The 20,910-nt window shown below is 55.2% G+C and carries 26 protein-coding genes; 14 read left to right on the top strand and 12 right to left on the bottom strand.

Features of this window, described 5'->3' with window-relative positions:
* Positions 1–133: 133 nt before the first annotated feature.
* On the top strand, positions 134–1,183 hold the full coding sequence (locus tag LDK53_RS02265; protein WP_045285013.1) for a rhodanese-related sulfurtransferase: 1,050 nt from the start codon (positions 134–136) through the stop codon (positions 1,181–1,183).
* Positions 1,184–1,224: 41 nt separating this feature from the next.
* On the opposite strand, the gene LDK53_RS02260 is transcribed toward LDK53_RS02265, so the two are convergent.
* From LDK53_RS02260 to mdtH, 9 genes are all read right to left on the bottom strand, one after another.
* Positions 1,225–1,803, bottom strand: coding sequence for a YceI family protein (locus LDK53_RS02260; protein ID WP_225283921.1), 579 nt, complete (start codon positions 1,801–1,803; stop codon positions 1,225–1,227).
* Position 1,804: 1 nt separating this feature from the next.
* The gene (locus LDK53_RS02255) at positions 1,805–2,371 is read right to left on the bottom strand and encodes a cytochrome b (RefSeq protein ID WP_225283910.1); all 567 of its coding nucleotides are present in this window, start codon (positions 2,369–2,371) and stop codon (positions 1,805–1,807) included.
* Between the two features lie 208 nt (positions 2,372–2,579).
* On the bottom strand, positions 2,580–2,693 hold the full coding sequence (locus tag LDK53_RS02250; RefSeq protein ID WP_032672401.1) for a DUF2770 family protein: 114 nt from the start codon (positions 2,691–2,693) through the stop codon (positions 2,580–2,582).
* A gap of 60 nt (positions 2,694–2,753) precedes the next feature.
* Entirely contained in the window at positions 2,754–3,872 is a 1,119-nt protein-coding gene (gene solA, locus LDK53_RS02245) for an N-methyl-L-tryptophan oxidase (RefSeq protein ID WP_225283908.1), read from the bottom strand.
* Positions 3,873–3,988: 116 nt separating this feature from the next.
* Complete coding sequence (gene bssS, locus LDK53_RS02240; protein ID WP_008500827.1) at positions 3,989–4,243, bottom strand: biofilm formation regulator BssS; 255 nt, start codon at positions 4,241–4,243, stop codon at positions 3,989–3,991.
* Positions 4,244–4,517: 274 nt separating this feature from the next.
* Positions 4,518–4,763 (bottom strand): DNA damage-inducible protein I, encoded by a 246-nt coding sequence (dinI, locus tag LDK53_RS02235; protein ID WP_025755841.1) that lies wholly within the window; start codon positions 4,761–4,763, stop codon positions 4,518–4,520.
* 74 nt (positions 4,764–4,837) lie between these two features.
* Complete coding sequence (gene pyrC / locus LDK53_RS02230; protein ID WP_225283906.1) at positions 4,838–5,884, bottom strand: dihydroorotase; 1,047 nt, start codon at positions 5,882–5,884, stop codon at positions 4,838–4,840.
* 127 nt (positions 5,885–6,011) lie between these two features.
* Entirely contained in the window at positions 6,012–6,572 is a 561-nt protein-coding gene (locus tag LDK53_RS02225) for a lipoprotein (RefSeq protein WP_025755839.1), read from the bottom strand.
* 123 nt (positions 6,573–6,695) lie between these two features.
* Positions 6,696–7,904 (bottom strand): multidrug efflux MFS transporter MdtH, encoded by a 1,209-nt coding sequence (gene mdtH / locus LDK53_RS02220; protein WP_025755838.1) that lies wholly within the window; start codon positions 7,902–7,904, stop codon positions 6,696–6,698.
* 236 nt (positions 7,905–8,140) lie between these two features.
* Here mdtH and rimJ point away from each other — a divergent pair, with 236 nt between their 5' ends.
* The 4 genes from rimJ (at position 8,141) to murJ (ending at position 11,976) form a co-directional block, all read left to right on the top strand.
* The gene (gene rimJ, locus LDK53_RS02215; protein ID WP_008500822.1) at positions 8,141–8,725 is read left to right on the top strand and encodes a ribosomal protein S5-alanine N-acetyltransferase; all 585 of its coding nucleotides are present in this window, start codon (positions 8,141–8,143) and stop codon (positions 8,723–8,725) included.
* 9 nt (positions 8,726–8,734) lie between these two features.
* Positions 8,735–9,385, top strand: coding sequence for a YceH family protein (locus LDK53_RS02210; RefSeq protein WP_059385702.1), 651 nt, complete (start codon positions 8,735–8,737; stop codon positions 9,383–9,385).
* A gap of 2 nt (positions 9,386–9,387) precedes the next feature.
* A complete protein-coding gene (locus LDK53_RS02205; protein ID WP_225283905.1) occupies positions 9,388–10,311 on the top strand; it encodes a Gfo/Idh/MocA family protein in 924 nt (307 codons plus the stop codon).
* A gap of 129 nt (positions 10,312–10,440) precedes the next feature.
* Positions 10,441–11,976, top strand: coding sequence for a murein biosynthesis integral membrane protein MurJ (gene murJ, locus LDK53_RS02200; RefSeq protein WP_225283903.1), 1,536 nt, complete (start codon positions 10,441–10,443; stop codon positions 11,974–11,976).
* A gap of 59 nt (positions 11,977–12,035) precedes the next feature.
* On the opposite strand, the gene flgN is transcribed toward murJ, so the two are convergent.
* The 3 genes from flgN to flgA all read right to left on the bottom strand — a co-directional run bounded on the left by flgN (position 12,036) and on the right by flgA (position 13,512).
* The gene (gene flgN / locus LDK53_RS02195) at positions 12,036–12,461 is read right to left on the bottom strand and encodes a flagella biosynthesis chaperone FlgN (RefSeq protein WP_025755834.1); all 426 of its coding nucleotides are present in this window, start codon (positions 12,459–12,461) and stop codon (positions 12,036–12,038) included.
* Between the two features lie 4 nt (positions 12,462–12,465).
* Complete coding sequence (gene flgM, locus LDK53_RS02190; protein ID WP_045285005.1) at positions 12,466–12,759, bottom strand: flagellar biosynthesis anti-sigma factor FlgM; 294 nt, start codon at positions 12,757–12,759, stop codon at positions 12,466–12,468.
* 93 nt (positions 12,760–12,852) lie between these two features.
* Positions 12,853–13,512 carry a flagellar basal body P-ring formation chaperone FlgA gene (flgA, locus tag LDK53_RS02185; RefSeq protein ID WP_225283893.1) on the bottom strand — a complete coding sequence of 220 codons (660 nt, stop codon included), beginning with the start codon at positions 13,510–13,512 and terminating at the stop codon, positions 12,853–12,855.
* A gap of 157 nt (positions 13,513–13,669) precedes the next feature.
* Here flgA and flgB point away from each other — a divergent pair, with 157 nt between their 5' ends.
* The 9 genes from flgB to flgJ are packed head-to-tail and all read left to right on the top strand — an operon-like array spanning position 13,670 to position 20,881.
* Entirely contained in the window at positions 13,670–14,086 is a 417-nt protein-coding gene (gene flgB, locus LDK53_RS02180) for a flagellar basal body rod protein FlgB (RefSeq protein WP_025755831.1), read from the top strand.
* A 3-nt stretch (positions 14,087–14,089) separates the two neighbouring features.
* Positions 14,090–14,494: a flagellar basal body rod protein FlgC gene (gene flgC / locus LDK53_RS02175; RefSeq protein WP_025755830.1), complete on the top strand. Its 405-nt coding sequence runs from the start codon at positions 14,090–14,092 to the stop codon at positions 14,492–14,494.
* Between the two features lie 11 nt (positions 14,495–14,505).
* On the top strand, positions 14,506–15,216 hold the full coding sequence (flgD, locus tag LDK53_RS02170; protein WP_025755829.1) for a flagellar hook assembly protein FlgD: 711 nt from the start codon (positions 14,506–14,508) through the stop codon (positions 15,214–15,216).
* Between the two features lie 26 nt (positions 15,217–15,242).
* On the top strand, positions 15,243–16,493 hold the full coding sequence (gene flgE, locus LDK53_RS02165) for a flagellar hook protein FlgE (RefSeq protein WP_225283891.1): 1,251 nt from the start codon (positions 15,243–15,245) through the stop codon (positions 16,491–16,493).
* A gap of 20 nt (positions 16,494–16,513) precedes the next feature.
* Positions 16,514–17,269 carry a flagellar basal body rod protein FlgF gene (locus LDK53_RS02160; protein ID WP_025755827.1) on the top strand — a complete coding sequence of 252 codons (756 nt, stop codon included), beginning with the start codon at positions 16,514–16,516 and terminating at the stop codon, positions 17,267–17,269.
* Between the two features lie 11 nt (positions 17,270–17,280).
* Positions 17,281–18,063: a flagellar basal-body rod protein FlgG gene (gene flgG / locus LDK53_RS02155; protein ID WP_008500810.1), complete on the top strand. Its 783-nt coding sequence runs from the start codon at positions 17,281–17,283 to the stop codon at positions 18,061–18,063.
* Between the two features lie 56 nt (positions 18,064–18,119).
* A complete protein-coding gene (gene flgH, locus LDK53_RS02150) occupies positions 18,120–18,818 on the top strand; it encodes a flagellar basal body L-ring protein FlgH (RefSeq protein ID WP_025755826.1) in 699 nt (232 codons plus the stop codon).
* 12 nt (positions 18,819–18,830) lie between these two features.
* Entirely contained in the window at positions 18,831–19,928 is a 1,098-nt protein-coding gene (locus LDK53_RS02145) for a flagellar basal body P-ring protein FlgI (protein WP_025755825.1), read from the top strand.
* Entirely contained in the window at positions 19,928–20,881 is a 954-nt protein-coding gene (flgJ, locus tag LDK53_RS02140) for a flagellar assembly peptidoglycan hydrolase FlgJ (protein WP_045285001.1), read from the top strand. Before LDK53_RS02145 ends, flgJ begins: the two co-directional genes overlap by 1 nt.
* Positions 20,882–20,910 lie beyond the last annotated feature (29 nt).

Raw genomic sequence — 20,910 nt, 5'->3', positions numbered from 1 at the left:
CAGCAATTGTTAACCCTGATTACTCAGGGAGTGTGAAATGTAGCGTAAATTGTGTGGATGTAAATTGGTTTTGTTTGCTATATGATGCCGACCGATTTTTTCATTCTCTCTGACGAACCCAGGACTGTACACCATGCCAGTGTTACACAACCGCGTATCAAATGAGATGTTAAAAGCGCGTATGTTGGCTGAAACCGAACCGCGCACGACCATCTCCTTCTACAAATACTTTACGATCAACGATCCGCAGGCGACCCGCGATGCGCTTTATCAGGCATTCACGGCGCTGAACGTCTTCGGACGCGTCTATCTTGCCCGCGAAGGTATCAACGCGCAGATTAGCGTACCGGAAAGCAAAGTGAGCGCTTTCCGCGAGTGTCTTTATCAGTTTGATCCGGCCCTTGACGGCTTACGTCTGAATATTGCGCTGGACGATGACGGGAAATCCTTCTGGGTGCTGCGCATGAAAGTGCGCGAACGCATCGTGGCGGATGGCATTGACGATCCTGAGTTTAACCCGGCCGATGTTGGTGAATATCTGAAGGCTGCAGAAGTGAATGCGATGCTGGACGATCCGGATGCCGTATTCATCGATATGCGTAACCACTATGAGTATGAGGTGGGGCATTTCGAGAACGCCATGGAAATCCCGGCCGATACCTTCCGCGAGCAACTGCCCAAAGCGGTTGAGATGATGCAGGAACATAAAGATAAAAAAATCGTGATGTACTGCACCGGCGGTATCCGCTGCGAGAAAGCCAGCGCGTGGATGAAGCACAACGGCTTCAATAAGGTCTGGCACATTGAAGGCGGCATTATCGAGTACGCCCGTCGCGCCCGTGAGCAGGGTTTACCGGTACGTTTTATCGGCAAAAACTTTGTCTTTGACGAACGTATGGGGGAACGTATTTCTGAGGACGTGATTGCCCATTGCCATCAGTGCGGCGCACCGTGCGATACCCATACCAACTGCAAAAACGACGGATGTCATCTGCTGTTCATCCAGTGCCCGGCCTGCGCCGAGAAGTTTAACGGCTGTTGTAGCGAACTGTGCAGTGAAGAGAGCATGCTGCCGGAAGAAGAGCAGCGCCGTCGTCGCGCAGGTCGTGAAAACGGCAATAAGATTTTCAATAAGTCCCGTGGCCGTCTGAATACCAAACTGGGGATCCCAGACCCGGAATAATGATAACGCCCGGCAGCGTAAAAACCTGCCGGGCGTATTTATCACGACTTCTGCTGAACCCCTTCAACGGAAATAATCAGCTCCACGTCCTGAGAGGCCGGGCCCAAATCCGTTGTGATATTAAAATCTTTCAGGTGAATTTTCCCCGCCGCTTCAAAGCCCGCACGTTTACCGCCCCACGGATCGTCTCCCTGACCCAGTAATTTTGCTTCAAGGGTGACAGGTTTCGTGACGCCATTAAGCGTCAGGTTGCCGGTAATATCCAGCTTATCACCCGCTTTCTTTACTTCCGTCGACGTAAAGGTTGCCCGCGGGAATTTCGAGACATTCAGGAATTCAGCACTACGCAAATGTTTATCGCGCTCTGCATGATTCGTGTCGACGCTGTTGGTATTAATCGTCACATTGACTTTATCGGCGGCAGGGTTTTTATCGTCAAACGTGAACGTGCCGTCAAAATCTTTAAAGGTACCATACAGCCAGCTATATCCCAGATGCTGAATACGGAAATTGACGAAAGCATGCTGGCCCTCTTTATCAATTTTATAATCAGCCGCCACGGCGGAACCGGCGGTCAATAACAGAGAACCCAGTGCGATACCCAGCAGGTGTTTTTTCATTTTATACTCCAGAGTCAATAGACGAGCGTCCAAGCATGCGCTTGAGCGTATCGTCTTTATCAATAAAGTGGTGTTTGAGGGCGGCAAGCCCGTGCAGTACAGACAGGATCACCACGCTCCAGGCAAGCCAGAGATGAACGACCCCAGCCGTGTCTGCCTGAGATCCGGCATCGCTGATCGTTGCCGGAACGTCAAAAAGACCAAAGACGCTAATCGGCTTACCGTCCGCTGTCGAGATCAGGTAGCCGCTAATCAGGATGGCGAAGAGCAGCGCGTAGAGCGCAATATGTGCCGCGACGGCACTTACGCGGGTCATTTTACCGTGGCTTTTCGGCGGCGCGGGCGGCGGGGAAATATGTCGCCAGACCACGCGAAAGACCAGCCCCAGCATCAGCAGAACGCCAATGCTTTTATGTAACTCCGGCGCCTGGTGATACCAGCCATCGTAATAGCTGAGCGTGACCATCCAGAGGCCAAGACCAAACATACCGTAGACGGCAAGAGCAAATATCCAGTGCAAAGCTATGGATATTATTCCGTAGTGTCGGGAGGAGTTACGCAATTGCATCAGAATGTCCATTTTCAAATTAGCCGAAGAGTAAAAATGAACGGGGCGGCATAATATTGCAACTGAAAAAATGGTATATTGATTTTTATTTTTCTTATTTCAGCAATTTTGAAAAGAAACGCTAAAGTTAATTCAATTGCTTCGTGCAAGTAGAAATAATGAATTTCAAAAAAGATAAATTAATGTCAATTACTGTCAGTGCGGGCTTTCAATAAAATACAATGTACACGAAATCGATAATAGCCAGCAGCGCCCACAATAAGAGGTAGAGCATAAAATGCTCGCGAATATTATTGATGAGGAAGTTAACAATCCTGCGCATATCGCTCCGCAATACAGTGTGAATGAAACGGGCTCCGGGAAGTCCGAAGCCCGCGAGGGATTATCCGTTAAAACGCGAGAGTGAGAAGGGCGTCAGATCAAACTGCGGCGTGATACCCTGGGCAAACTGCGCGGCAATTTCCCCCAACACGGAGGCAAACTTAAATCCGTGACCGCTCAGCCCGGTGATAAGCAGGGTGTTGTCATGGCCTGGCAACGTATCAATGATAAAGTCTTCATCCGGCGTGTTGTCATAGGTACAGGCTGCGCCATACAGCAAGCCGCCGACACCGGGAAGGATGTTACGCAGGAACGAGAAGGCTTCTGAACCATCCTGCGGGAAGGCGCCGAAGGGTTTGCGCTCTTCAGGGGAGGCGATCGCCTGGCCTCCGTTGTGTTTACCGATTTTCAGCGCGTCTTTCTCGGAAGGGAAACCGTAGAACTGGTCGCCATTCGGCAGTTCACCGGTAAAGGCCGGGAATTTATTCTGTGCGCTGAAACGACCATCTGACTGGAACCAGGAGAAGACCTTACGCACCGGCTGAATGGGCAGGTCTGGCATCAGACGGGTGACCCAGGTTCCCGCGCTGACCAGCAGGCGGGACGCGGAATATTCGCCGTCGAGGGTCTTCACGGTGACGCCGTCAGCGTCATGGGTGATGGCGTCCACCGGGCAGTTAAACAGCTGCGCACAGCCCGCTTTCGCGGCAAGATCGATCCAGGTTTTGATCGCGGTTTCGCAATGCAATACTCCGGAATTGGCTTCAAAGAGACCAATGTAATCGTCCGGGACGGTAATTTCAGGCCAGCGCGCGGTAACGGCCGCTGCGTCCAGCTTCTCAACGGTAAGATTAAAGGCTTTCGCGCTGCGTTCGACATTAGCGAGAAATTCCGAACGGGCCGGACCAAGATTAATAACCCCGGTACGCTCGAAAATGCGATCTTCGGTCTGTTTCGCCAGTTCATCCCACAGCGTCTGGGCGCGAAGCACCAGAGGAACATAGCGTTCGCCTTCACCGTAGGCATGGCGCATGAGGCGGGTGTCTCCATGATGGCTACCCTCCGCATGGGGCGGAAGATGGGCATCAATCATCAGAACATTCAGACCCGCCTGCGTCGCGTAATAACCGGCGGCCGAACCTACGGAGCCGCTACCAATAATGATTAGGTCGTATCTCATATCTTTCTCGTAAACTGATGTTTTGTTAGCAGAGTAATTAACAACGCGGGGTTAGACAAGGGAGAAATAAATAAGGCACCGCGAGGGTGCCTGTTGAGTGAAAAGTGGGCATACGGTTAGTGCCGTTTATACTCATTTTCCTGATAGTCGCCAGATTCTATTTTGGCAATACCTGCCTCCAGAATAGAAATAAACTGACGAGCGACGTCTGTTGTTAGCCACAGCGTCTGTCCAACTTCCGCTTCTTCACGGTTGAGTTGATTCGGGGTCTGGTAGTGCAAACGCAGCATCAGCGCATCGTAGCTATCTACGGTACTGATATCCCAGCCAACAAGTGGGTGGGTCTGGATGACTTCACTATTCTTTTCCATTATAACCCCCTTAATGCGTGTTAGAAGACAACGGCTCTGAGGTTCAATGCATGTTTTTCTGAAAGCATCTTCAGTATACCAAGTAATAAGGGTTCCAACGGGAAAAATAAACAGGTGGCAACACATTTTTCTGCTTTTTAGGATTGTTCGAACAATAAAACACCATGTCGTTCACGATTTTTAAAGAAGATACCGAATTAATTTGAACTTCCAGAATGTTCAGACGAAAAAAAAGCCGGGGCGACCCGGCAAAAAACACAATGAGGGAGCAGTGTTAATCTGTGATGAACCAGTCGTCGGCGCTTTCCCACGTTTCCTGCAGGATTTCGCTGATGCGATCTTTATCTTCTTTCGCGCCGCCAATGACGGAGAGGTTGTTCGCTGAGGCGTAACGCACCGTTACGGCACCCGCGTTGTCGGGAAAGGTATTATTAATACGACGGGACAATTCGCCTGCCAGTGCATCAAGCGCGCCGGCAGGCAGAACGGTCGTTTTGGCTATGGTGACTTCAATACGCATAAAGGCCCCCTGTGTAATATACTGTTTATTTATACAGGTATATTCTCGGTTTGACAACAAGGGGCATTGATTTTTTAACGTTTTACCGTCCAGTTTACGGTTTCACCCGCCAGGAATGGGATCAGCGTGTCATCCGTCAGCGCGATGGACTCTTCAACGTGGCGCGTTTTACGCTCCAGTTCGATGAAGGTCTCGTTCACCGGCAGGCTATAGAAACGCGGGCCGTTGAGAGAGCAGAACGCTTCGAAATGCTCCAGCGCGTTCATCTCTTCAAACACGGTCGCGTAGCTGGCAAGCGCTGTTGGGGCATTGAAACAGCCTGCGCAACCGCAGCTTGCCTCTTTACGATGGCGGGCGTGGGGGGCGGAATCGGTGCCCAGGAACGCACGAGAGAACCCGCTGGCTACCAGCTCGCGCAGCGCCTGCTGGTGGATATTGCGCTTAAGAATAGGCAGGCAGTACAGGTGAGGGCGCACCCCGCCGACCAGCATGTGGTTGCGGTTAAACATCAGGTGCTGTGGCGTAATGGTCGCGGCGATAAGTTCGTTGCCGTCACGCACGTACTCTGCTGCGTCTTTGGTGGTGATATGCTCGAAGACCACTTTCAGCGCCGGCAGGCGCTGGCGCAGAGGCTCCATGACGGTCTCAATAAAACGGGCTTCACGGTCGAAGATGTCAATCTCGGCATGCGTCACTTCCCCATGAACCAGCAGCGGCATGCCCAGTTTCTGCATGCGTTCCAGAACCGGCATGATGGCATCAATACTGGTGACCCCGTGGCTGGAGTTGGTGGTGGCATTCGCCGGGTAGAGTTTCGCCGCCGTAAATACGCCTTCGTTGAACCCGCGCTCCACTTCGTTCGGATCCAGGGAATCGGTCAGATAGCAGGTCATAAGCGGGGTAAAATCATGTCCCGCAGGAACGGCATCAAGGATGCGCTGGCGGTAGGCCATCGCCGCATCAACGGTGGTGACTGGTGGCACCAGGTTAGGCATGACAATCGCGCGGCCATAAATTTCGCTGGTATAAGGCACGACAGTTTTCAGCATATCGCCATCACGCAGATGGATATGCCAGTCGTCAGGGCGGCGGATTTTAAGAACCTGGGGTTGTGCAGTCATGGAAGCTCCGGCTTGTCAGGGATCAGTCATAAGGATGGCTGTTTTTGCCGGACACAAATCATAAGCGGAAACGTTTTCCTTTGCACACTTTTCCGTAAAAAAAAGGGCGCCGCGGCGCCCCTTCAGGTTAATCGGTGAAAGGAATAATAATCTCTCCTGGTTTCACCTCTATGCCTTTAGCATATTTTTTCGCCAGGGCTTCCCCTTTGCTTTTGTCTTCACTTAAGACGTACGCGGGCTGCTGGTTAAAGTAATTACGCAGTGACTGATTCAGATAAGGCATCAGGGTTTGCAGAACCGGCGCCATCTTGTCCGGGGAAACCTTCGCATCGACGACTTCCATCTCCTGCAGGAAAATCGCCCCTTTCTCCTTGTTGAAAACGGGCAGTGCCTTCAGCTTGAGCTTGATGTTGGCTTTCTGATTGCCAAAAAGGGATGACATATCGAGGTCCGCATCCCCTGACAGGGTGACTTTGTTTGGCTCTTCACGTCCGATCTGACTGGTCAGATTCGAGAGCACGATATGCGCGTCCGCAAGCCCCGGCACGCCAATGTCTTTAGAAAAATTATTATGTTTTTCCAGCGCCTGATTAATTTCCTGTTCACTGACGGTATATTGCGTGAGCTGGTTACAGCCAACCAGCAGACCGCTGACAATGAATGCAGCAGCAAAGACAATCTTCTTCATAGTGTTCCTCAACGAAAAATCGGCGCTTCTATCCTGTTACGCCAGTATGTCAGTGTGAAATGGCAGAAACCAGCAGAAAAAACTGAGAAATGGGGCGGGAAGGGCTCCCGCCCGAGGGAAAGGCTACGCGCCGGGTTCGAGCATGCCGCTCGCGCTGCGTTTCTGGCTGAACTGCCACCATAGGGCAAGGAGCGTCATAAAGCCCACCACGCCGAGCATCATCCAGGGAAGCTCAGGTTGCTGTAACGCTTTGCCGGCATCAAACAGCCAGCCGCCGCCGGTGTATCCCAACGCGCCGCCAAGGGCCAATCCCAGGCGGCTGAACCCCATATAGCTGCCGCGTGCACGCGCATCCGCGAGCGAGGCGCTCAGCGTTTCACGGGCAGGTTCGGCGATGATGGAGCCGATATAGAACGTGCAAATCAGCGTAAACAACTGCTGAAGCGAGTTCACCAGGCCAATGGGCATCATGCTCAGCGTCATCAGGAACAGCCCGGCCATCAGGCGATGTTCCAGACGAAAACGCCGTTCGCTCCAGCGGGCAATGGGATAGAGCAGCGTCAGAGAAAGCGCGGCTTCAATGGCGTACATCCATTTAACGGCAGCAGGGGTGCCCGCAATGTCGTTCACCATGATCGGCAGCATCAGCATCACCTGCACGGCAAGCATGTAATACCCCGTCAGGGTCAACACATAGGTGACAAAGCGCTTGTCATGCAGGACGCGCCCCAGCCCTTCCCGGACCGGCGCTTTGACCGTCGACAGCTTCCACGCTGGCAGGAACAGGCCATTAAACAGCGCGCACAGAACAAAGAGCACCGCACCCGCCGCGCAGACCAGACGGAAGTCATACTGCAGAAGCCAGCTTCCCAGCAGTGCGCCGACAACCGCTCCGGCACTGTCCTGCATCATCAGAATTGAGAAAAAACGACCGCGGTGCTGCGGACGAATGAGCTTCACCACCAACGCGGTGCGCGGCGGATCGAACAGGGTCCCCCCGATACCGGAGAGGAAGCAGGAGAACCAGAGCAGCCAGGGCTCGTGGGCGATGGCCATCGTGGCAAAACCTGCCGCGCGGAGCAGCATGCCGGTCACGATCATTGGTTTAGCGCCAAAACGGTCAGCGATGGCACCGCCAAAGACGCCGAGACCTTGCTGCACAAACTGGCGTAACCCCAGCGCGATGCCCACCATCAGCGCTGCCCAGCCCATTTGATCGACGAAGCGAATTGAGATGAGGGGGAATACGACAAAAAAGCCGAGCACGACGAGCATGTTATCGACCAGCAGGAAATATTTACCCAGGCTCCTGGCCTGTGATACGCGGGACATTTTCCCTCCAGGGAAAATAAGATGGTGAGCACGCTAACATTCTGCGGTGTCGCTGCGTTTTTGCCCACCCCTGGGCGTGACAATATTTTTTTATCAAAAGCGCGCTTTGATAGAGAGTTCTCATCGAAAAAGAGGAAAAGGAGGCAAAATGGTATGTCACTGTTTTCACAGACGGCAGCGGCGCAGGTATAGTAAAGCTAATGGGTAAGCAGAAGTGACGGGAAGGAGTGGTATCGATGTTTGGCTATCGCAGTAATGTGCCAAAAGTGCGTCTGACAACGGACAGGCTGGTCGTTCGTCTGGTGCATGAGCGTGATGCCTGGCGTCTGGCGGATTATTACGCCGAGAATCGCCAGTTTTTAAAACCCTGGGAACCCGTTCGGGATGAGAGTCATTGTTACCCTTCCGGCTGGCAGGCGCGCCTCAGCATGATCACCGAATTTCACAAGCAGGGCAGCGCGTTTTATTTCGCCCTGCTGGATCCTGAAGAGAAAGAGATTATCGGGATCGCCAATTTTTCAAACGTGGTGCGGGGATCGTTCCACGCCTGTTACCTTGGCTACTCCATTGGCCAGAAATGGCAGGGGCAGGGGCTGATGTACGAGGCGCTGACGGTAGCTATCCGCTATATGCAACGCACGCAACATATCCATCGCATTATGGCGAACTACATGCCGCATAATCAGCGCAGCGGGAATTTGCTGGCGCGGTTAGGGTTCGAGAAAGAAGGCTATGCCAAAGACTATCTGCTGATAGACGGAGAGTGGCGCGACCACGTTCTGACGGCATTAACCACCCGGGACTGGACTGCAGGTCGTTAAGGAGAAAAGATGAAGTATCAGCTAAACGCTACAGAAGCGCGCGTGATTGGGTGCTTGCTCGAAAAACAGGTCACCACCCCGGAGCAGTATCCGCTCTCCGTCAACGCCGTGACCATGGCCTGCAACCAGAAGACGAACCGCGAGCCGGTCCTGAACCTCAGCGAGCATGAGGTTCAGGACGTGCTGGATGCGCTGGTAAAACGCCATTATCTGCGCACCGTCAGCGGTTTTGGTAACCGCGTGACCAAATACGAACAGCGCTTTTGTAACTCTGAATTTGGCGACCTGAAGCTGAGCAGTGCGGAAGTGGCGGTCATCACCACGCTGCTGCTGCGCGGGGCGCAAACGCCGGGTGAACTGCGCACGCGTGCCTCCCGTATGCATGAGTTCGCGGATATGCAGGAAGTTGAACAGGTCCTGGAAGGGCTGGCCTCACGTGAAGATGGCCCTTACGTGGTGCGTCTGGCACGCGAGCCGGGTAAACGTGAAAGCCGCTATATGCATCTCTTCAGTGGTGAAATTGATATTTCAGATAAATCGATTACCCCCGATATCACTGTGGGTGACGACGATTTGGTGGCCCGCGTGGCGGCGCTGGAAGACGAGGTCGCTGGACTGAAACAGCGTCTGGATGCACTTCTGGCTCATCTGGGAGATTAATAGTGAAAAAATTACGTATAGGCGTGGTTGGGTTGGGGGGGATCGCGCAAAAGGCCTGGCTTCCGGTATTAGGCGCGGCGACGGACTGGACTCTGCAAGGGGCGTGGTCACCCAGCCGGGAAAAGGCAGAACGTATCTGCGAAACCTGGCGCATGCCGTATGCAAACTCTCTTTTGGATCTGGCCCGCGAGTGCGATGCGGTCTTTGTTCACACCTCAACGGCAACCCATTATCAGGTCGTGAGTGAGCTCCTTAATGCAGGCGTCCACGTCTGCGTGGATAAACCGCTCGCTGAAAATGTACAGGATGCCGAACGGCTGATTGAGCTGGCGGCGCGTAAAAACCTGACGCTGATGGTCGGTTTCAACCGCCGTTTCGCCCCGCTTTACCAGCAATTAAAGGCGCAGTCCGGCAGCTTCGCCTCGCTGCGCATGGATAAACACCGCACCGACAGCATTGGGCCAAACGATTTGCGCTTTACGCTGCTGGATGACTATCTGCACGTGGTGGACACGGCGCTGTGGCTCGCCGGTAGCCAGGCGCAACTGCAAAGTGGGACGCTCCTGACGAACGAACAGGGTGAGATGGTCTATGCCGAACATCATTTCGCGATTGAGCATCTGCAGATAACGACCAGCATGCACCGTCGTGCGGGCAGCCAGCGCGAGAGCGTTCAGGCCGTCACCGACGGCGCACTGTACGACGTTACCGACATGCGCGAATGGCGGGAAGAGAAGGGCAGCGGCGTGGTGATGCAGCCGGTCCCGGGCTGGCAGAGTACCCTTGAGCAGCGCGGTTTCACCGGTTGTGCCCGCCACTTTATCACCTGCGTGCAAAATCAGACGGTTCCTGAAACCTCCGGCGAACAGGCCATTCTGGCGCAGCGCATTGTGGAACGGCTGTGGCGCGAAGCCATGAGTGAATAACTCGCGGTAACATCTGCGGATAGTAATTCGTTGAAATCCGGTTAGACTAAGCGCCGCTTGTTGGCTTTGCCGGGTGGCGCTTACGCTTACCCGGCCTACACATCCGTATGGTTCTGGAAATTCACGTTAATGAACTTATTAAAATCGCTGGCAGCCGTCAGCTCGATGACCATGTTCTCACGCGTACTCGGTTTTGCGCGTGATGCGATTGTGGCAAGGGTCTTTGGTGCAGGGATGGCAACGGACGCCTTTTTCGTCGCGTTTAAATTGCCGAACCTGCTGCGTCGTATTTTTGCTGAAGGGGCATTTTCCCAGGCGTTCGTTCCCATCCTGGCGGAATATAAAAGCAAACAGGGTGAAGACGCGACGCGCGTATTTGTGTCGTATGTCTCCGGACTGCTGACGCTGGCCCTCGCCGTGGTGACCGTGCTCGGGATGCTGGCCGCGCCCTGGGTGATAATGGTAACCGCACCCGGTTTTGCCGATACGGCCGATAAATTCGCCCTGACCACGCAGCTGCTGCGCATTACCTTCCCCTATATTTTATTGATCTCGCTGGCCTCGCTGGTGGGGGCGATCCTGAACACCTGGAACCGCTTCTCCGTTCCGGCGTTTGCGCCGACGTTTCTTAACGTCAGCATGATCGGTTTTGCCCTGTTCGCCGCGCCGCATTTCAACCCGCCGGTGCTGGCGCTGGCGTGGGCGGTCACCGTGGGTGGCGTGCTGCAGCTGGCGTATCAGCTGCCGCATCTGAAAAAAATTGGCATGCTGGTGCTGCCGCGCATCAATCTTAAAGATGCCGGGGCGATGCGCGTCATTAAGCAGATGGGGCCCGCCATTCTTGGCGTCTCCGTCAGCCAGATCTCGCTTATCATCAACACCATTTTTGCCTCTTTCCTGGTCTCCGGCTCGGTTTCCTGGATGTACTACGCGGACCGGCTGATGGAGTTTCCGTCCGGAGTGCTGGGCGTGGCGCTGGGGACCATTCTTCTGCCGTCGCTGTCGAAGAGTTTTGCCAGCGGTAATCATGATGAATACTGCCGCCTGATGGACTGGGGGTTACGTCTCTGTTTCCTGCTGGCCCTGCCAAGCGCAGTGGCGCTGGGTATTCTGGCCAAACCGCTCACGGTGTCGCTCTTCCAGTACGGGAAATTCACCGCGTTTGACGCCGCCATGACCCAGCGGGCACTGATTGCCTATTCGGTCGGATTGATGGGGCTTATCGTCGTCAAGGTACTGGCGCCGGGCTTCTATTCGCGTCAGGACATCAAAACGCCGGTGAAAATTGCCATCGTGACGCTGATTATGACGCAGCTGATGAACCTGGCGTTTATTGGTCCCCTGAAGCATGCAGGTCTGTCATTATCGATTGGTCTGGCAGCCTGTCTGAATGCCGGGCTGTTGTACTGGCAGCTGCGCAAGCAGGATATTTTCACGCCGCAGCCAGGCTGGGCGAGTTTCCTCGTGCGTCTGATCGTTGCGGTACTGGTGATGTCTGCTGCGTTAATGGGCATGATGTCCATCATGCCGGAGTGGTCCCTGGGCACCATGCCTTACCGTCTGATGCGGCTGATGGCCGTGGTTGGCGTTGGGGTGGTGGCTTACTTTGCCACGCTCGCCGTGTTGGGTTTCAAAGTGAAAGAGTTTGCCCGCCGTACGGCATAAACGCCAAAAGGGGAGTTCACCTTAGGGTGCTCCCCATTGCATGATTTGTCGCTTATGCTTCAAATCGAAATCTTTTTAACACCCGCAATACGCGCCGTCGCCGTCTGGCCATCCGCACCGTACAATCCGGTCTCTTTATGCGGTTTCAGCACCTCAAGCGCCTGCTGGTTACGCTCAATCTGACCTTCCAGCAGCCAGCCGTTATGCTGATTAAGATCGCGCAGATGCTGGGTTTTTTCTGTAATGGTCTGCCAGCGCTCAACAATATCGTCATTGGCGCTGCGCTTAGGATCTTGCTCAGCGCGGCGTTGTTGCTCCAGATAATCCAGCGTCGCCAGAAGCGAACTTTTATCTTCAGTAATACGCTGCAACGCGCTGCCGTTGATGTGACCGGAAGAGAGATGCTGTTGCTCAGCGTCCATTACCGTTTTCAGGTCGTTCAGGACAACCGTCATTTGATCCAGTATTTCTGACAGTCGACTCATACGGTTAGTTACTCTGTAAGAAACTCTGTGCTTCCTGAATCAGGGCATCAGCGATTTTGCTGGTGTCCATTTTCAGTTCACCGTTACGAATAGCCGTTTTCAGCGCTTCAACACGTTCCATATTGATGTCGTTGCTGCCTGGCTGCATCAGTTTTGCCTGCGCATCGCTCAGGGTTACGCTGGTGCTGTTGGAGGTTGACGGTTTTTCCAGACGCGTCTTCTGAGGGGACGCGTCATTCGTTTCGCGAGGTTGTACAGCGCTTACCGGCTTCAGGGCTGATGTACGATCAATGCTCATAGTGTTGTCCTCATCGAGGGTTCGCGGCGTTTGCGCCTGACATCATCATTAGTTGAATATTTATCGGCACGCGCAGCGAAATCTTTAAAAAGATTATAGGTTAATCAGAATATTCCCATCAGAATCGACGGTTCCGCTAACCACCTGGCCTGAGGACATTCTGACGCGGGCGTTTTGCGCTACCGCGGCATTGTTCAACGCTTTGCCTTCACTGTTGATACGAAAGCCATCTCCGTTGGCCACGACCATGACCTGTTGACCGGCTTTGACCCGCCATGCCTGACGCAGCATCGAGATCTGTATCGGCTGACCCGGGGCGACGTCGCGCAGGCTGACGGCGTCCTGTGCCTGGTTAATATCCAGCATGGTTCGTGGCGGCAGTTGATCGAGACGGCCACGTTTCAGCGTCACGCTGTTTGTTTGCAGTACGCTGCCGCGCGCAATGGGCACGGCGGCAACAACATAATTGCCCGTCGCCTGAACTGCAACCTGTAAATAGCGTTTTTCGTTGGCGCAACGTGCCAGTACGTTCACATTTCCCCACAGCTTTGTGAACCCCACCACGCTGAATGACGGCTTGTCACACGTCGGGTACAGATTCGGTGGCGTGCGCACGCTGACGGTGACGTCATCACTAAAGCCTGCCAGTTTTTCCGCAAAATAAGCCGTGAGCCGATCCTGCAGACCGTCAGCCTGCACCAGGGGGCTTAAGAGCAAGAGAGTCGCCACCAGACCACGTTTTAACGTTTGCATCGTCAGTTCCACCGTTTCCAGAGTTGAACAAATTCTACCTGCAGTGGTTTTGCATCAACGGAATAAATAGCGACGCATTTTGCGCTTATTCCGTCGATAGGGGAGACCGGGTGAGATTTAAGCTGTGAACTGAAATTTTGCCATCAGCGGAGGAGACATGCTCGATAAACTCGACGCCGCGTTACGTTTTCAGCAGGAAGCGCTCAATTTACGCGCCCAGCGGCAGGAGATTTTAGCCGCCAACATCGCTAACGCCGATACCCCGGGGTATCAGGCGCGCGATATTGATTTTTCCAGTGAACTCAAAAAAGTGATGGAGCGTGGACGTGCCGAAGGAACGGGTGTTGCACTCGCCATGACTTCCTCTCGCCATATTCCTGCTCAGGCGATGACCGCGCCAACGACCGATTTACTTTATCGCATCCCCGATCAGCCTTCACTCGACGGTAACACCGTGGATATGGACCGGGAGCGCACGCAGTTTGCCGATAACAGCCTGAAATACCAGACGGGCCTGACCGTACTCGGCGGACAAATCAAAGGTATGATGAACGTCCTGCAGGGGGGTAACTGATAGATGGCGTTGCTGAATATTTTTGATATCGCCGGCTCGGCGTTAACCGCTCAGTCCAAACGTCTGAACGTGGCCGCCAGTAACCTGGCGAATGCGGACAGCGTAACCGGACCTGACGGACAACCTTATCGTGCCAAACAGGTTGTCTTTCAGGTCGATGCTGCGCCAGGCGCGGCGACGGGCGGCGTGAAGGTTGCTGATGTGGTCGAGAGCCAGGCCCCGGACAGGCTGGTATATGAGCCAGGTAACCCGCTCGCGGATGCCAACGGATACGTGAAAATGCCCAACGTGGATGTGGTGGGTGAGATGGTGAACTCCATGTCGGCTTCCCGTAGCTACCAGGCCAACGTCGAAGTGCTTAATACCGTGAAGAGCATGATGCTCAAAACACTCACTCTCGGCCAGTAAAGGAGACATGCATGTCCATCGCCGTAAATGTGAATGATCCTACGAACTCGGGTGTCAGTAACACCAAAAGTTCGACAGGTTCTAACTCCCTGACGGGGAGTAACGCCGCCGATCTTCAGGGCAGCTTTCTGACGCTGCTGGTGGCTCAGCTGAAGAACCAGGATCCCACTAACCCAATGCAGAACAACGAACTGACCACGCAGCTTGCGCAGATCAGTACCGTGAGCGGCATTGAGAAACTCAACACCACCCTCGGTTCTGTCTCCGGACAGATTAACAGCGCCCAGTCTCTGCAGGCGGCAAGCCTGATTGGTCATGGGGTGATGATCCCGGGAACCACGATCCTGGCGGGCACCAGCACCACCGATGGCAATGCCACAACGACGACCACGCCGTTTGGCGTTGAGCTGCAGCAGCCGGCTGACAAGGTGACCGCGACGATCACCGACGCAACCGGTGCCGTGGTTCGCACCATCGACATTGGTGAACTGAAGGCGGGCGTTCACACCTTTACCTGGGATGGCACCCTCACCGACGGCACCAAAGCGCCAAACGGTTCCTACAAAGTGGCAATCAGCGCCAGCAAAGGGACAACCCAGCTGGTGGCGCAGCCGCTGCAGTTCGCGCTGGTCCAGGGCGTGATTAAGGGGAGCGACGGCAACAAACTGGATTTGGGTACCTCTGGTACCACCACACTCGACGAAGTTCGGCAGATTATCTAAGCCTTAACACTTATCAGGAGTAAGTCATGGCCTTTTCTCAAGCGGTCAGCGGCCTGAATGCTGCGGCCACCAACCTGGATGTCATTGGCAACAACATCGCCAACTCCGCGACCTATGGTTTTAAATCCGGTTCTGCTTCCTTTGCAGATATGTTTGCCGGTTCTAAAGTAGGCCTGGGCGTTAAAGTGGCGGGCATCACTCAGGACTTTACCGACGGTACCACCACCAACACCGGTCGTGGTCTGGACGTTGCTATCAGCCAGAACGGTTTCTTCCGTATGGTTGATTCCAACGGTTCAGTGTTCTACAGCCGTAACGGTCAGTTCAAGCTGGACGAAAACCGTACGCTGGTCAACATGCAGGGCATGCAGGTGACAGGCTACCCGGCAGCGGGTACCCCACCGACGATTCAGACGGGTGCGAACCCTCAGGCTATCACCATTCCGAATACGCTGATGTCGGCGAAAGCCACCACCACCGCCTCACAGCAGATCAACCTCAACTCCACCGATCCTGTGCAAACTGCCCCGTTCGATGCGACCAACCCGGATACCTATAACAAAAAAGGGACCGTGACCGTCTTCGACAGCCAGGGTAACGCCCATAACATGTATGTCTACTACGTGAAGACAGCCAACAACAAATGGGATCTTTACACGCAGGACGGCAGCGTAGCGGGTTCTACCGCGACGAAAGCAGCGCAGATGAACTTCGATGCCAACGGTAACCTGGCAGGCGTTTACAACTACAACGCTGCGGGTGTACTGAGCGCCACGCCAAACGCCACGCCGGCCATTAACATCACCACCGGCTCTGTCGGCGGGGCGACGGCGGCGACCTTCTCCCTGAGTTTCCAGAACTCCATGCACCAGAACACCGGCGCCAACAGCGTGGTGGCAACCAATCAGAACGGCTACAAGCCGGGTGACCTGGTGAGCTATCAGATCAACGACGATGGCACCGTGGTCGGTAACTACTCCAACGAACAGACTCAGGTTCTGGGTCAGATCGTGCTGGCTAACTTCGCCAACAACGAAGGTCTGAAATCTGAAGGCGATAACGTCTGGTCGGCTACCCAGTCCTCCGGCGTGGCGCTGCTGGGTACGGCAGGCACCGGTAACTTCGGCAAGCTGACCAACGGCGCGCTGGAAGCATCCAACGTGGATATGAGTAAAGAACTGGTGAACATGATTGTCGCGCAGCGTAACTATCAGTCGAACGCGCAGACCATCAAAACCCAGGATCAGATCCTCAACACGCTGGTTAACCTGCGTTAAGCGGCTAACAGGAAAGCGCAATGGATCACGCAATATATACCGCGATGGGCGCGGCAAGTCAGACGCTCAATCAGCAGGCTGTTACCGCCAGCAACCTGGCAAACGCCTCTACGCCGGGCTTTCGCGCGCAGCTCAATGCGCTGCGCGCGGTGCCGGTGGAAGGATTGTCTCTGCCGACCCGTACGCTGGTCACGGCCTCTACTCCTGGCGCCGATATGACGCCAGGGCAGATGGACTACACCTCGCGCCCGCTGGACGTTGCCCTGCAGCAGGACGGCTGGCTGGCGGTGCAAACGGCGGACGGCGGCGAAGGCTATACCCGTAACGGGAATATCCAGGTGAGCGCGACGGGGCAGTTGACGATTCAGGGGCATCCGGTGATGGGGGAAGCGGGTCCGCTGACCGTGCCGGAAGGTTCTGAGCTGACCATCGCCGCGGACGGCACCATTTCGGCGCTGAACCCGGGCGATCCGGCCAATACCGTTGCACCTGTCGGACGTCTGAAACTGGTTAAAGCGGAAGGCAAAGAGGTGCAGCGTGGCGACGACGGCATGTTCCGTCTGACCCAGGCGGCGCAGGCGACGCGTGGTGCCACGTTACAGGCCGACCCGAGCATCCGCGTGATGTCCGGCGTTCTGGAAGGCAGTAACGTCAAGCCGGTTGAGGCCATGACCGACATGATCGCCAGCGCCCGTCGTTTTGAAATGCAGATGAAAATCATCAGCAGCGTGGATGAAAACGCGGGCAAGGCTAACCAACTTCTGGCTATGAGTTAACAGGACTCCTTATGATCAGTTCTTTATGGATCGCGAAAACTGGCCTCGACGCCCAGCAAACCAATATGGACGTGATTGCCAACAACCTGGCAAACGTGAGCACCAATGGTTTCAAGCGTCAGCGCGCCGTTTTCGAAGATTTGCTTTATCAAACCATCCGCCAGCCGGGTGCGCAGTCTTCTGAACAGACGACGCTGCCATCGGGTCTGCAGATCGGTACCGGTGTTCGTCCAGTGGCCACCGAGCGTCTGCACAGCCAGGGCAACCTGTCTCAGACCAACAACAGTAAAGATGTGGCGATCAAAGGCCAGGGCTTCTTCCAGGTACAGCTGCCTGACGGGACCTCTGCCTATACACGCGACGGCTCGTTCCAGGTCGATCAGAACGGTCAGCTGGTCACGGCGGGCGGTTTCCAGGTTCAGCCTGCGATTACCATCCCGGCAAACGCCCTGAGCATCACCATCGGCCGTGACGGCGTGGTCAGCGTGACCCAGCAGGGACAGGCCGCGCCTGTTCAGGTGGGACAACTCAACCTGACCACCTTCATGAACGATACCGGCCTGGAAAGCATTGGTGAGAACCTCTACACCGAAACGCAATCCTCCGGTACGCCGAATGAGAGCACCCCGGGTCTGAACGGCGCGGGCCTGCTCTACCAGGGCTATGTAGAAACGTCCAACGTGAACGTGGCGGAAGAGCTGGTGAATATGATCCAGGTCCAGCGCGCGTATGAAATTAACAGTAAAGCAGTGTCGACGACCGACCAGATGCTGCAGAAACTGACGCAACTCTAAGGTGTAGCCCGGTGCGGTAAACGCCGCACTCCTCCCTGTTTTCGAAGATGAAGGCAATGCAAAAAAACGCGGCGTTTCGTTATCCGATTCTGACTGTTCTGGCCGTCTCCCTTAGCGGATGTGCCTGGATCCCGTCTAAACCATTGGTCCAGGGTGCGACGACTGCCCAACCCGTTCCTGGCCCCGCGCCAGTTGTCAACGGCTCTATTTTCCAGACCGCGCAGCCGATTAATTACGGTTATCAGCCGCTGTTTGAAGATCGCCGCCCGCGTAACGTCGGCGATACCCTGACCATTGTGCTGCAGGAAAACGTCAGCGCGAGCAAGAGCTCGTCGGCGAATGCCAGCCGCGATGGCAAAACGAATTTTGGCTTCGATACTGTCCCGCGCTACCTGCAGGGACTGTTCGGCAACGCGCGAGCAGATGTCGATGCCTCTGGCGGCAATACCTTTAACGGTAAAGGTGGCGCGAACGCCAGCAACACCTTCAGCGGCACGCTGACGGTCACGGTTGACCAGGTGCTGGTTAACGGCAACTTACACGTTGTGGGTGAAAAACAGATCGCCATTAACCAGGGCACTGAATTCATTCGCTTCTCAGGCGTGGTTAACCCTCGCACCATCAGCGGCAGCAACACCGTTCCGTCCACCCAGGTGGCCGATGCGCGCATTGAGTACGTCGGTAACGGCTATATCAATGAAGCGCAAAATATGGGTTGGCTGCAGCGCTTCTTCCTTAACTTATCGCCAATGTAAGCGAGGTGACCCATGTTTAAATCGATCTTCGCCGTGGCGCTGGCGCTGGTGGCTACGTTTGCCCAGGCTGACCGTATTCGCGATCTCACCAGTGTCCAGGGCGTGCGCGAAAACTCGCTGATTGGCTATGGCCTGGTGGTCGGTCTGGATGGTACCGGTGACCAGACAACCCAGACGCCATTCACCACTCAAAGCCTGAACAACATGCTTTCCCAGCTCGGCATTACCGTGCCGGCGGGAACCAACATGCAGTTGAAAAACGTGGCTGCGGTAATGGTCACCGCCTCCTACCCGGCGTTTGCGCGTCAGGGGCAGACCATTGACGTGGTCGTCTCCTCCATGGGTAACGCCAAAAGCCTGCGCGGCGGCACGCTGCTGATGACCCCGCTGAAGGGTGTTGACAGCCAGGTCTATGCGCTCGCGCAGGGCAATATTCTCGTCGGCGGTGCAGGGGCATCCGCAGGGGGAAGCAGCGTGCAGGTGAACCAGCTGAACGGTGGGCGTATCACCAACGGTGCGATCATTGAGCGTGAATTGCCTACCCAGTTTGGCTCGGGCAACACCATCAACCTGCAGCTTAATAATGAAGACTTCACGATGGCGCAGCAAATTGCCGATACCATCAACCGCAACCGCGGTTACGGCAATGCAACGGCTCTCGATGCGCGTACCGTGCAGATCCGTACCTCTACGGGCAACAGCAACCAGGTGCGCATGCTGGCCGATATCCAGAATATGGAAGTCAACGTTCCGGTACAGGATGCGAAGGTGATCATCAACTCCCGTACGGGCTCGGTGGTGATGAACCGGGAAGTGTCGCTGGACAGTTGCGCCGTTGCCCAGGGTAACCTCTCTGTGACGGTCAACCGCTCGGCAAATGTCAGCCAGCCTGATACGCCATTTGGCGGTGGTCAGACGGTGGTAACACCGCAAACGCAGATTGATATGCGTCAGAGCGGTGGATCGCTGCAGAGCGTTCGCTCCAGCGCCAACCTGAACAGCGTGGTCCGCGCCCTGAACGCCCTGGGGGCAACGCCGATGGATCTGATGTCCATTCTGCAATCCATGCAAAGCGCGGGCTGTCTGCGCGCCAAACTGGAAATCATCTGATGCTGACCGATAGCAAACTGTTGACCAGTGCCGCCTGGGATGCCCAGTCGCTTAACGAACTGAAAACCAAAGCAGGGAAAGACCCGGCGGCGAATATCCGCCCGGTCGCCCGCCAGGTGGAAGGGATGTTTGTCCAGATGATGCTGAAAAGCATGCGTGAAACCCTGCCGAAAGACGGGATGTTCAGCAGTGATTCAACGCGTCTGTACACCAGCATGTATGACCAGCAGATTGCGCAGCAGATGACCGCCGGTAAAGGCCTCGGTCTGGCTGACATGATTGTGAAACAGACCGAAGCCGCGCAGGGCATTCAGCCTGAGGAGCAGCCGCAGCAGGTGCCGATGAAGTTCGACCTGCAAACGGTGACCAGCTATCAGAACCAGGCCCTGACGCAAATGGTGCGCAAGGCCATACCCAAAGCCACGAGCAGTAATGATGAGCCGCTCTCCGGTGACAGCAAAGACTTCCTGGCGCAGCTTTCGCTGCCTGCGCGCCTTGCCAGTGAACAGAGCGGTGTGCCGCATCACCTGATTCTGGCTCAGGCTGCGCTGGAGTCGGGCTGGGGGCAGCGCCAGATCCGTAAGGAAAACGGCGACCCAAGCTTCAACATCTTTGGTGTCAAAGCCACCGCCAGCTGGAAGGGGCCGACAACGGAGATCACGACTACCGAATACGAGAACGGCGCCGCGGTGAAGGTCAAAGCAAAATTCCGCGTCTACAGCTCGTATCTGGAAGCCTTGTCCGATTACGTGGGGCTGCTGAGCCGAAATCCGCGCTATACCGCTGTGACGCAGGCGGCGACGGCGGAGCAGGGGGCGCAGGCCTTACAAAACGCCGGCTACGCGACCGATCCGAACTATGCCCGTAAGCTCACCAGCATGATCCAGCAGCTGAAATCCATGGGCGAGAAGGTCAGCAAAGCCTATAGCACAGATATTGAAAATCTGTTCTGAAAGTTCTCAAGTCCCGGTGGAGGTTGCCG

The sequence above is a fragment of the Enterobacter sp. K16B genome (assembly GCF_020216105.1).
GTDB lineage: Bacteria > Pseudomonadota > Gammaproteobacteria > Enterobacterales > Enterobacteriaceae > Enterobacter > Enterobacter sichuanensis.
The sequence above is the reverse complement of the archived record's forward strand: the minus strand, read 5'-3'. Positions and strand labels throughout refer to the sequence as shown.

Excerpts from the sequence above, each read along its gene's own strand:
- LDK53_RS02265 (WP_045285013.1), top strand. The coding sequence starts at position 134 with ATGCCAGTGTTACACAACCGCGTATCAAATGAGATGTTAAAAGCGCGT.
- LDK53_RS02260 (WP_225283921.1), bottom strand. The coding sequence starts at position 1,803 with ATGAAAAAACACCTGCTGGGTATCGCACTGGGTTCTCTGTTATTGACC.
- LDK53_RS02255 (WP_225283910.1), bottom strand. The coding sequence starts at position 2,371 with ATGCAATTGCGTAACTCCTCCCGACACTACGGAATAATATCCATAGCT.
- LDK53_RS02250 (WP_032672401.1), bottom strand. The coding sequence starts at position 2,693 with ATGCGCAGGATTGTTAACTTCCTCATCAATAATATTCGCGAGCATTTT.
- solA (WP_225283908.1), bottom strand. The coding sequence starts at position 3,872 with ATGAGATACGACCTAATCATTATTGGTAGCGGCTCCGTAGGTTCGGCC.
- bssS (WP_008500827.1), bottom strand. The coding sequence starts at position 4,243 with ATGGAAAAGAATAGTGAAGTCATCCAGACCCACCCACTTGTTGGCTGG.
- dinI (WP_025755841.1), bottom strand. The coding sequence starts at position 4,763 with ATGCGTATTGAAGTCACCATAGCCAAAACGACCGTTCTGCCTGCCGGC.
- pyrC (WP_225283906.1), bottom strand. The coding sequence starts at position 5,884 with ATGACTGCACAACCCCAGGTTCTTAAAATCCGCCGCCCTGACGACTGG.
- LDK53_RS02225 (WP_025755839.1), bottom strand. The coding sequence starts at position 6,572 with ATGAAGAAGATTGTCTTTGCTGCTGCATTCATTGTCAGCGGTCTGCTG.
- mdtH (WP_025755838.1), bottom strand. The coding sequence starts at position 7,904 with ATGTCCCGCGTATCACAGGCCAGGAGCCTGGGTAAATATTTCCTGCTG.
- rimJ (WP_008500822.1), top strand. The coding sequence starts at position 8,141 with ATGTTTGGCTATCGCAGTAATGTGCCAAAAGTGCGTCTGACAACGGAC.
- LDK53_RS02210 (WP_059385702.1), top strand. The coding sequence starts at position 8,735 with ATGAAGTATCAGCTAAACGCTACAGAAGCGCGCGTGATTGGGTGCTTG.
- murJ (WP_225283903.1), top strand. The coding sequence starts at position 10,441 with ATGAACTTATTAAAATCGCTGGCAGCCGTCAGCTCGATGACCATGTTC.
- flgN (WP_025755834.1), bottom strand. The coding sequence starts at position 12,461 with ATGAGTCGACTGTCAGAAATACTGGATCAAATGACGGTTGTCCTGAAC.
- flgM (WP_045285005.1), bottom strand. The coding sequence starts at position 12,759 with ATGAGCATTGATCGTACATCAGCCCTGAAGCCGGTAAGCGCTGTACAA.
- flgA (WP_225283893.1), bottom strand. The coding sequence starts at position 13,512 with ATGCAAACGTTAAAACGTGGTCTGGTGGCGACTCTCTTGCTCTTAAGC.
- flgB (WP_025755831.1), top strand. The coding sequence starts at position 13,670 with ATGCTCGATAAACTCGACGCCGCGTTACGTTTTCAGCAGGAAGCGCTC.
- flgC (WP_025755830.1), top strand. The coding sequence starts at position 14,090 with ATGGCGTTGCTGAATATTTTTGATATCGCCGGCTCGGCGTTAACCGCT.
- flgD (WP_025755829.1), top strand. The coding sequence starts at position 14,506 with ATGTCCATCGCCGTAAATGTGAATGATCCTACGAACTCGGGTGTCAGT.
- flgE (WP_225283891.1), top strand. The coding sequence starts at position 15,243 with ATGGCCTTTTCTCAAGCGGTCAGCGGCCTGAATGCTGCGGCCACCAAC.
- LDK53_RS02160 (WP_025755827.1), top strand. The coding sequence starts at position 16,514 with ATGGATCACGCAATATATACCGCGATGGGCGCGGCAAGTCAGACGCTC.
- flgG (WP_008500810.1), top strand. The coding sequence starts at position 17,281 with ATGATCAGTTCTTTATGGATCGCGAAAACTGGCCTCGACGCCCAGCAA.
- flgH (WP_025755826.1), top strand. The coding sequence starts at position 18,120 with ATGCAAAAAAACGCGGCGTTTCGTTATCCGATTCTGACTGTTCTGGCC.
- LDK53_RS02145 (WP_025755825.1), top strand. The coding sequence starts at position 18,831 with ATGTTTAAATCGATCTTCGCCGTGGCGCTGGCGCTGGTGGCTACGTTT.
- flgJ (WP_045285001.1), top strand. The coding sequence starts at position 19,928 with ATGCTGACCGATAGCAAACTGTTGACCAGTGCCGCCTGGGATGCCCAG.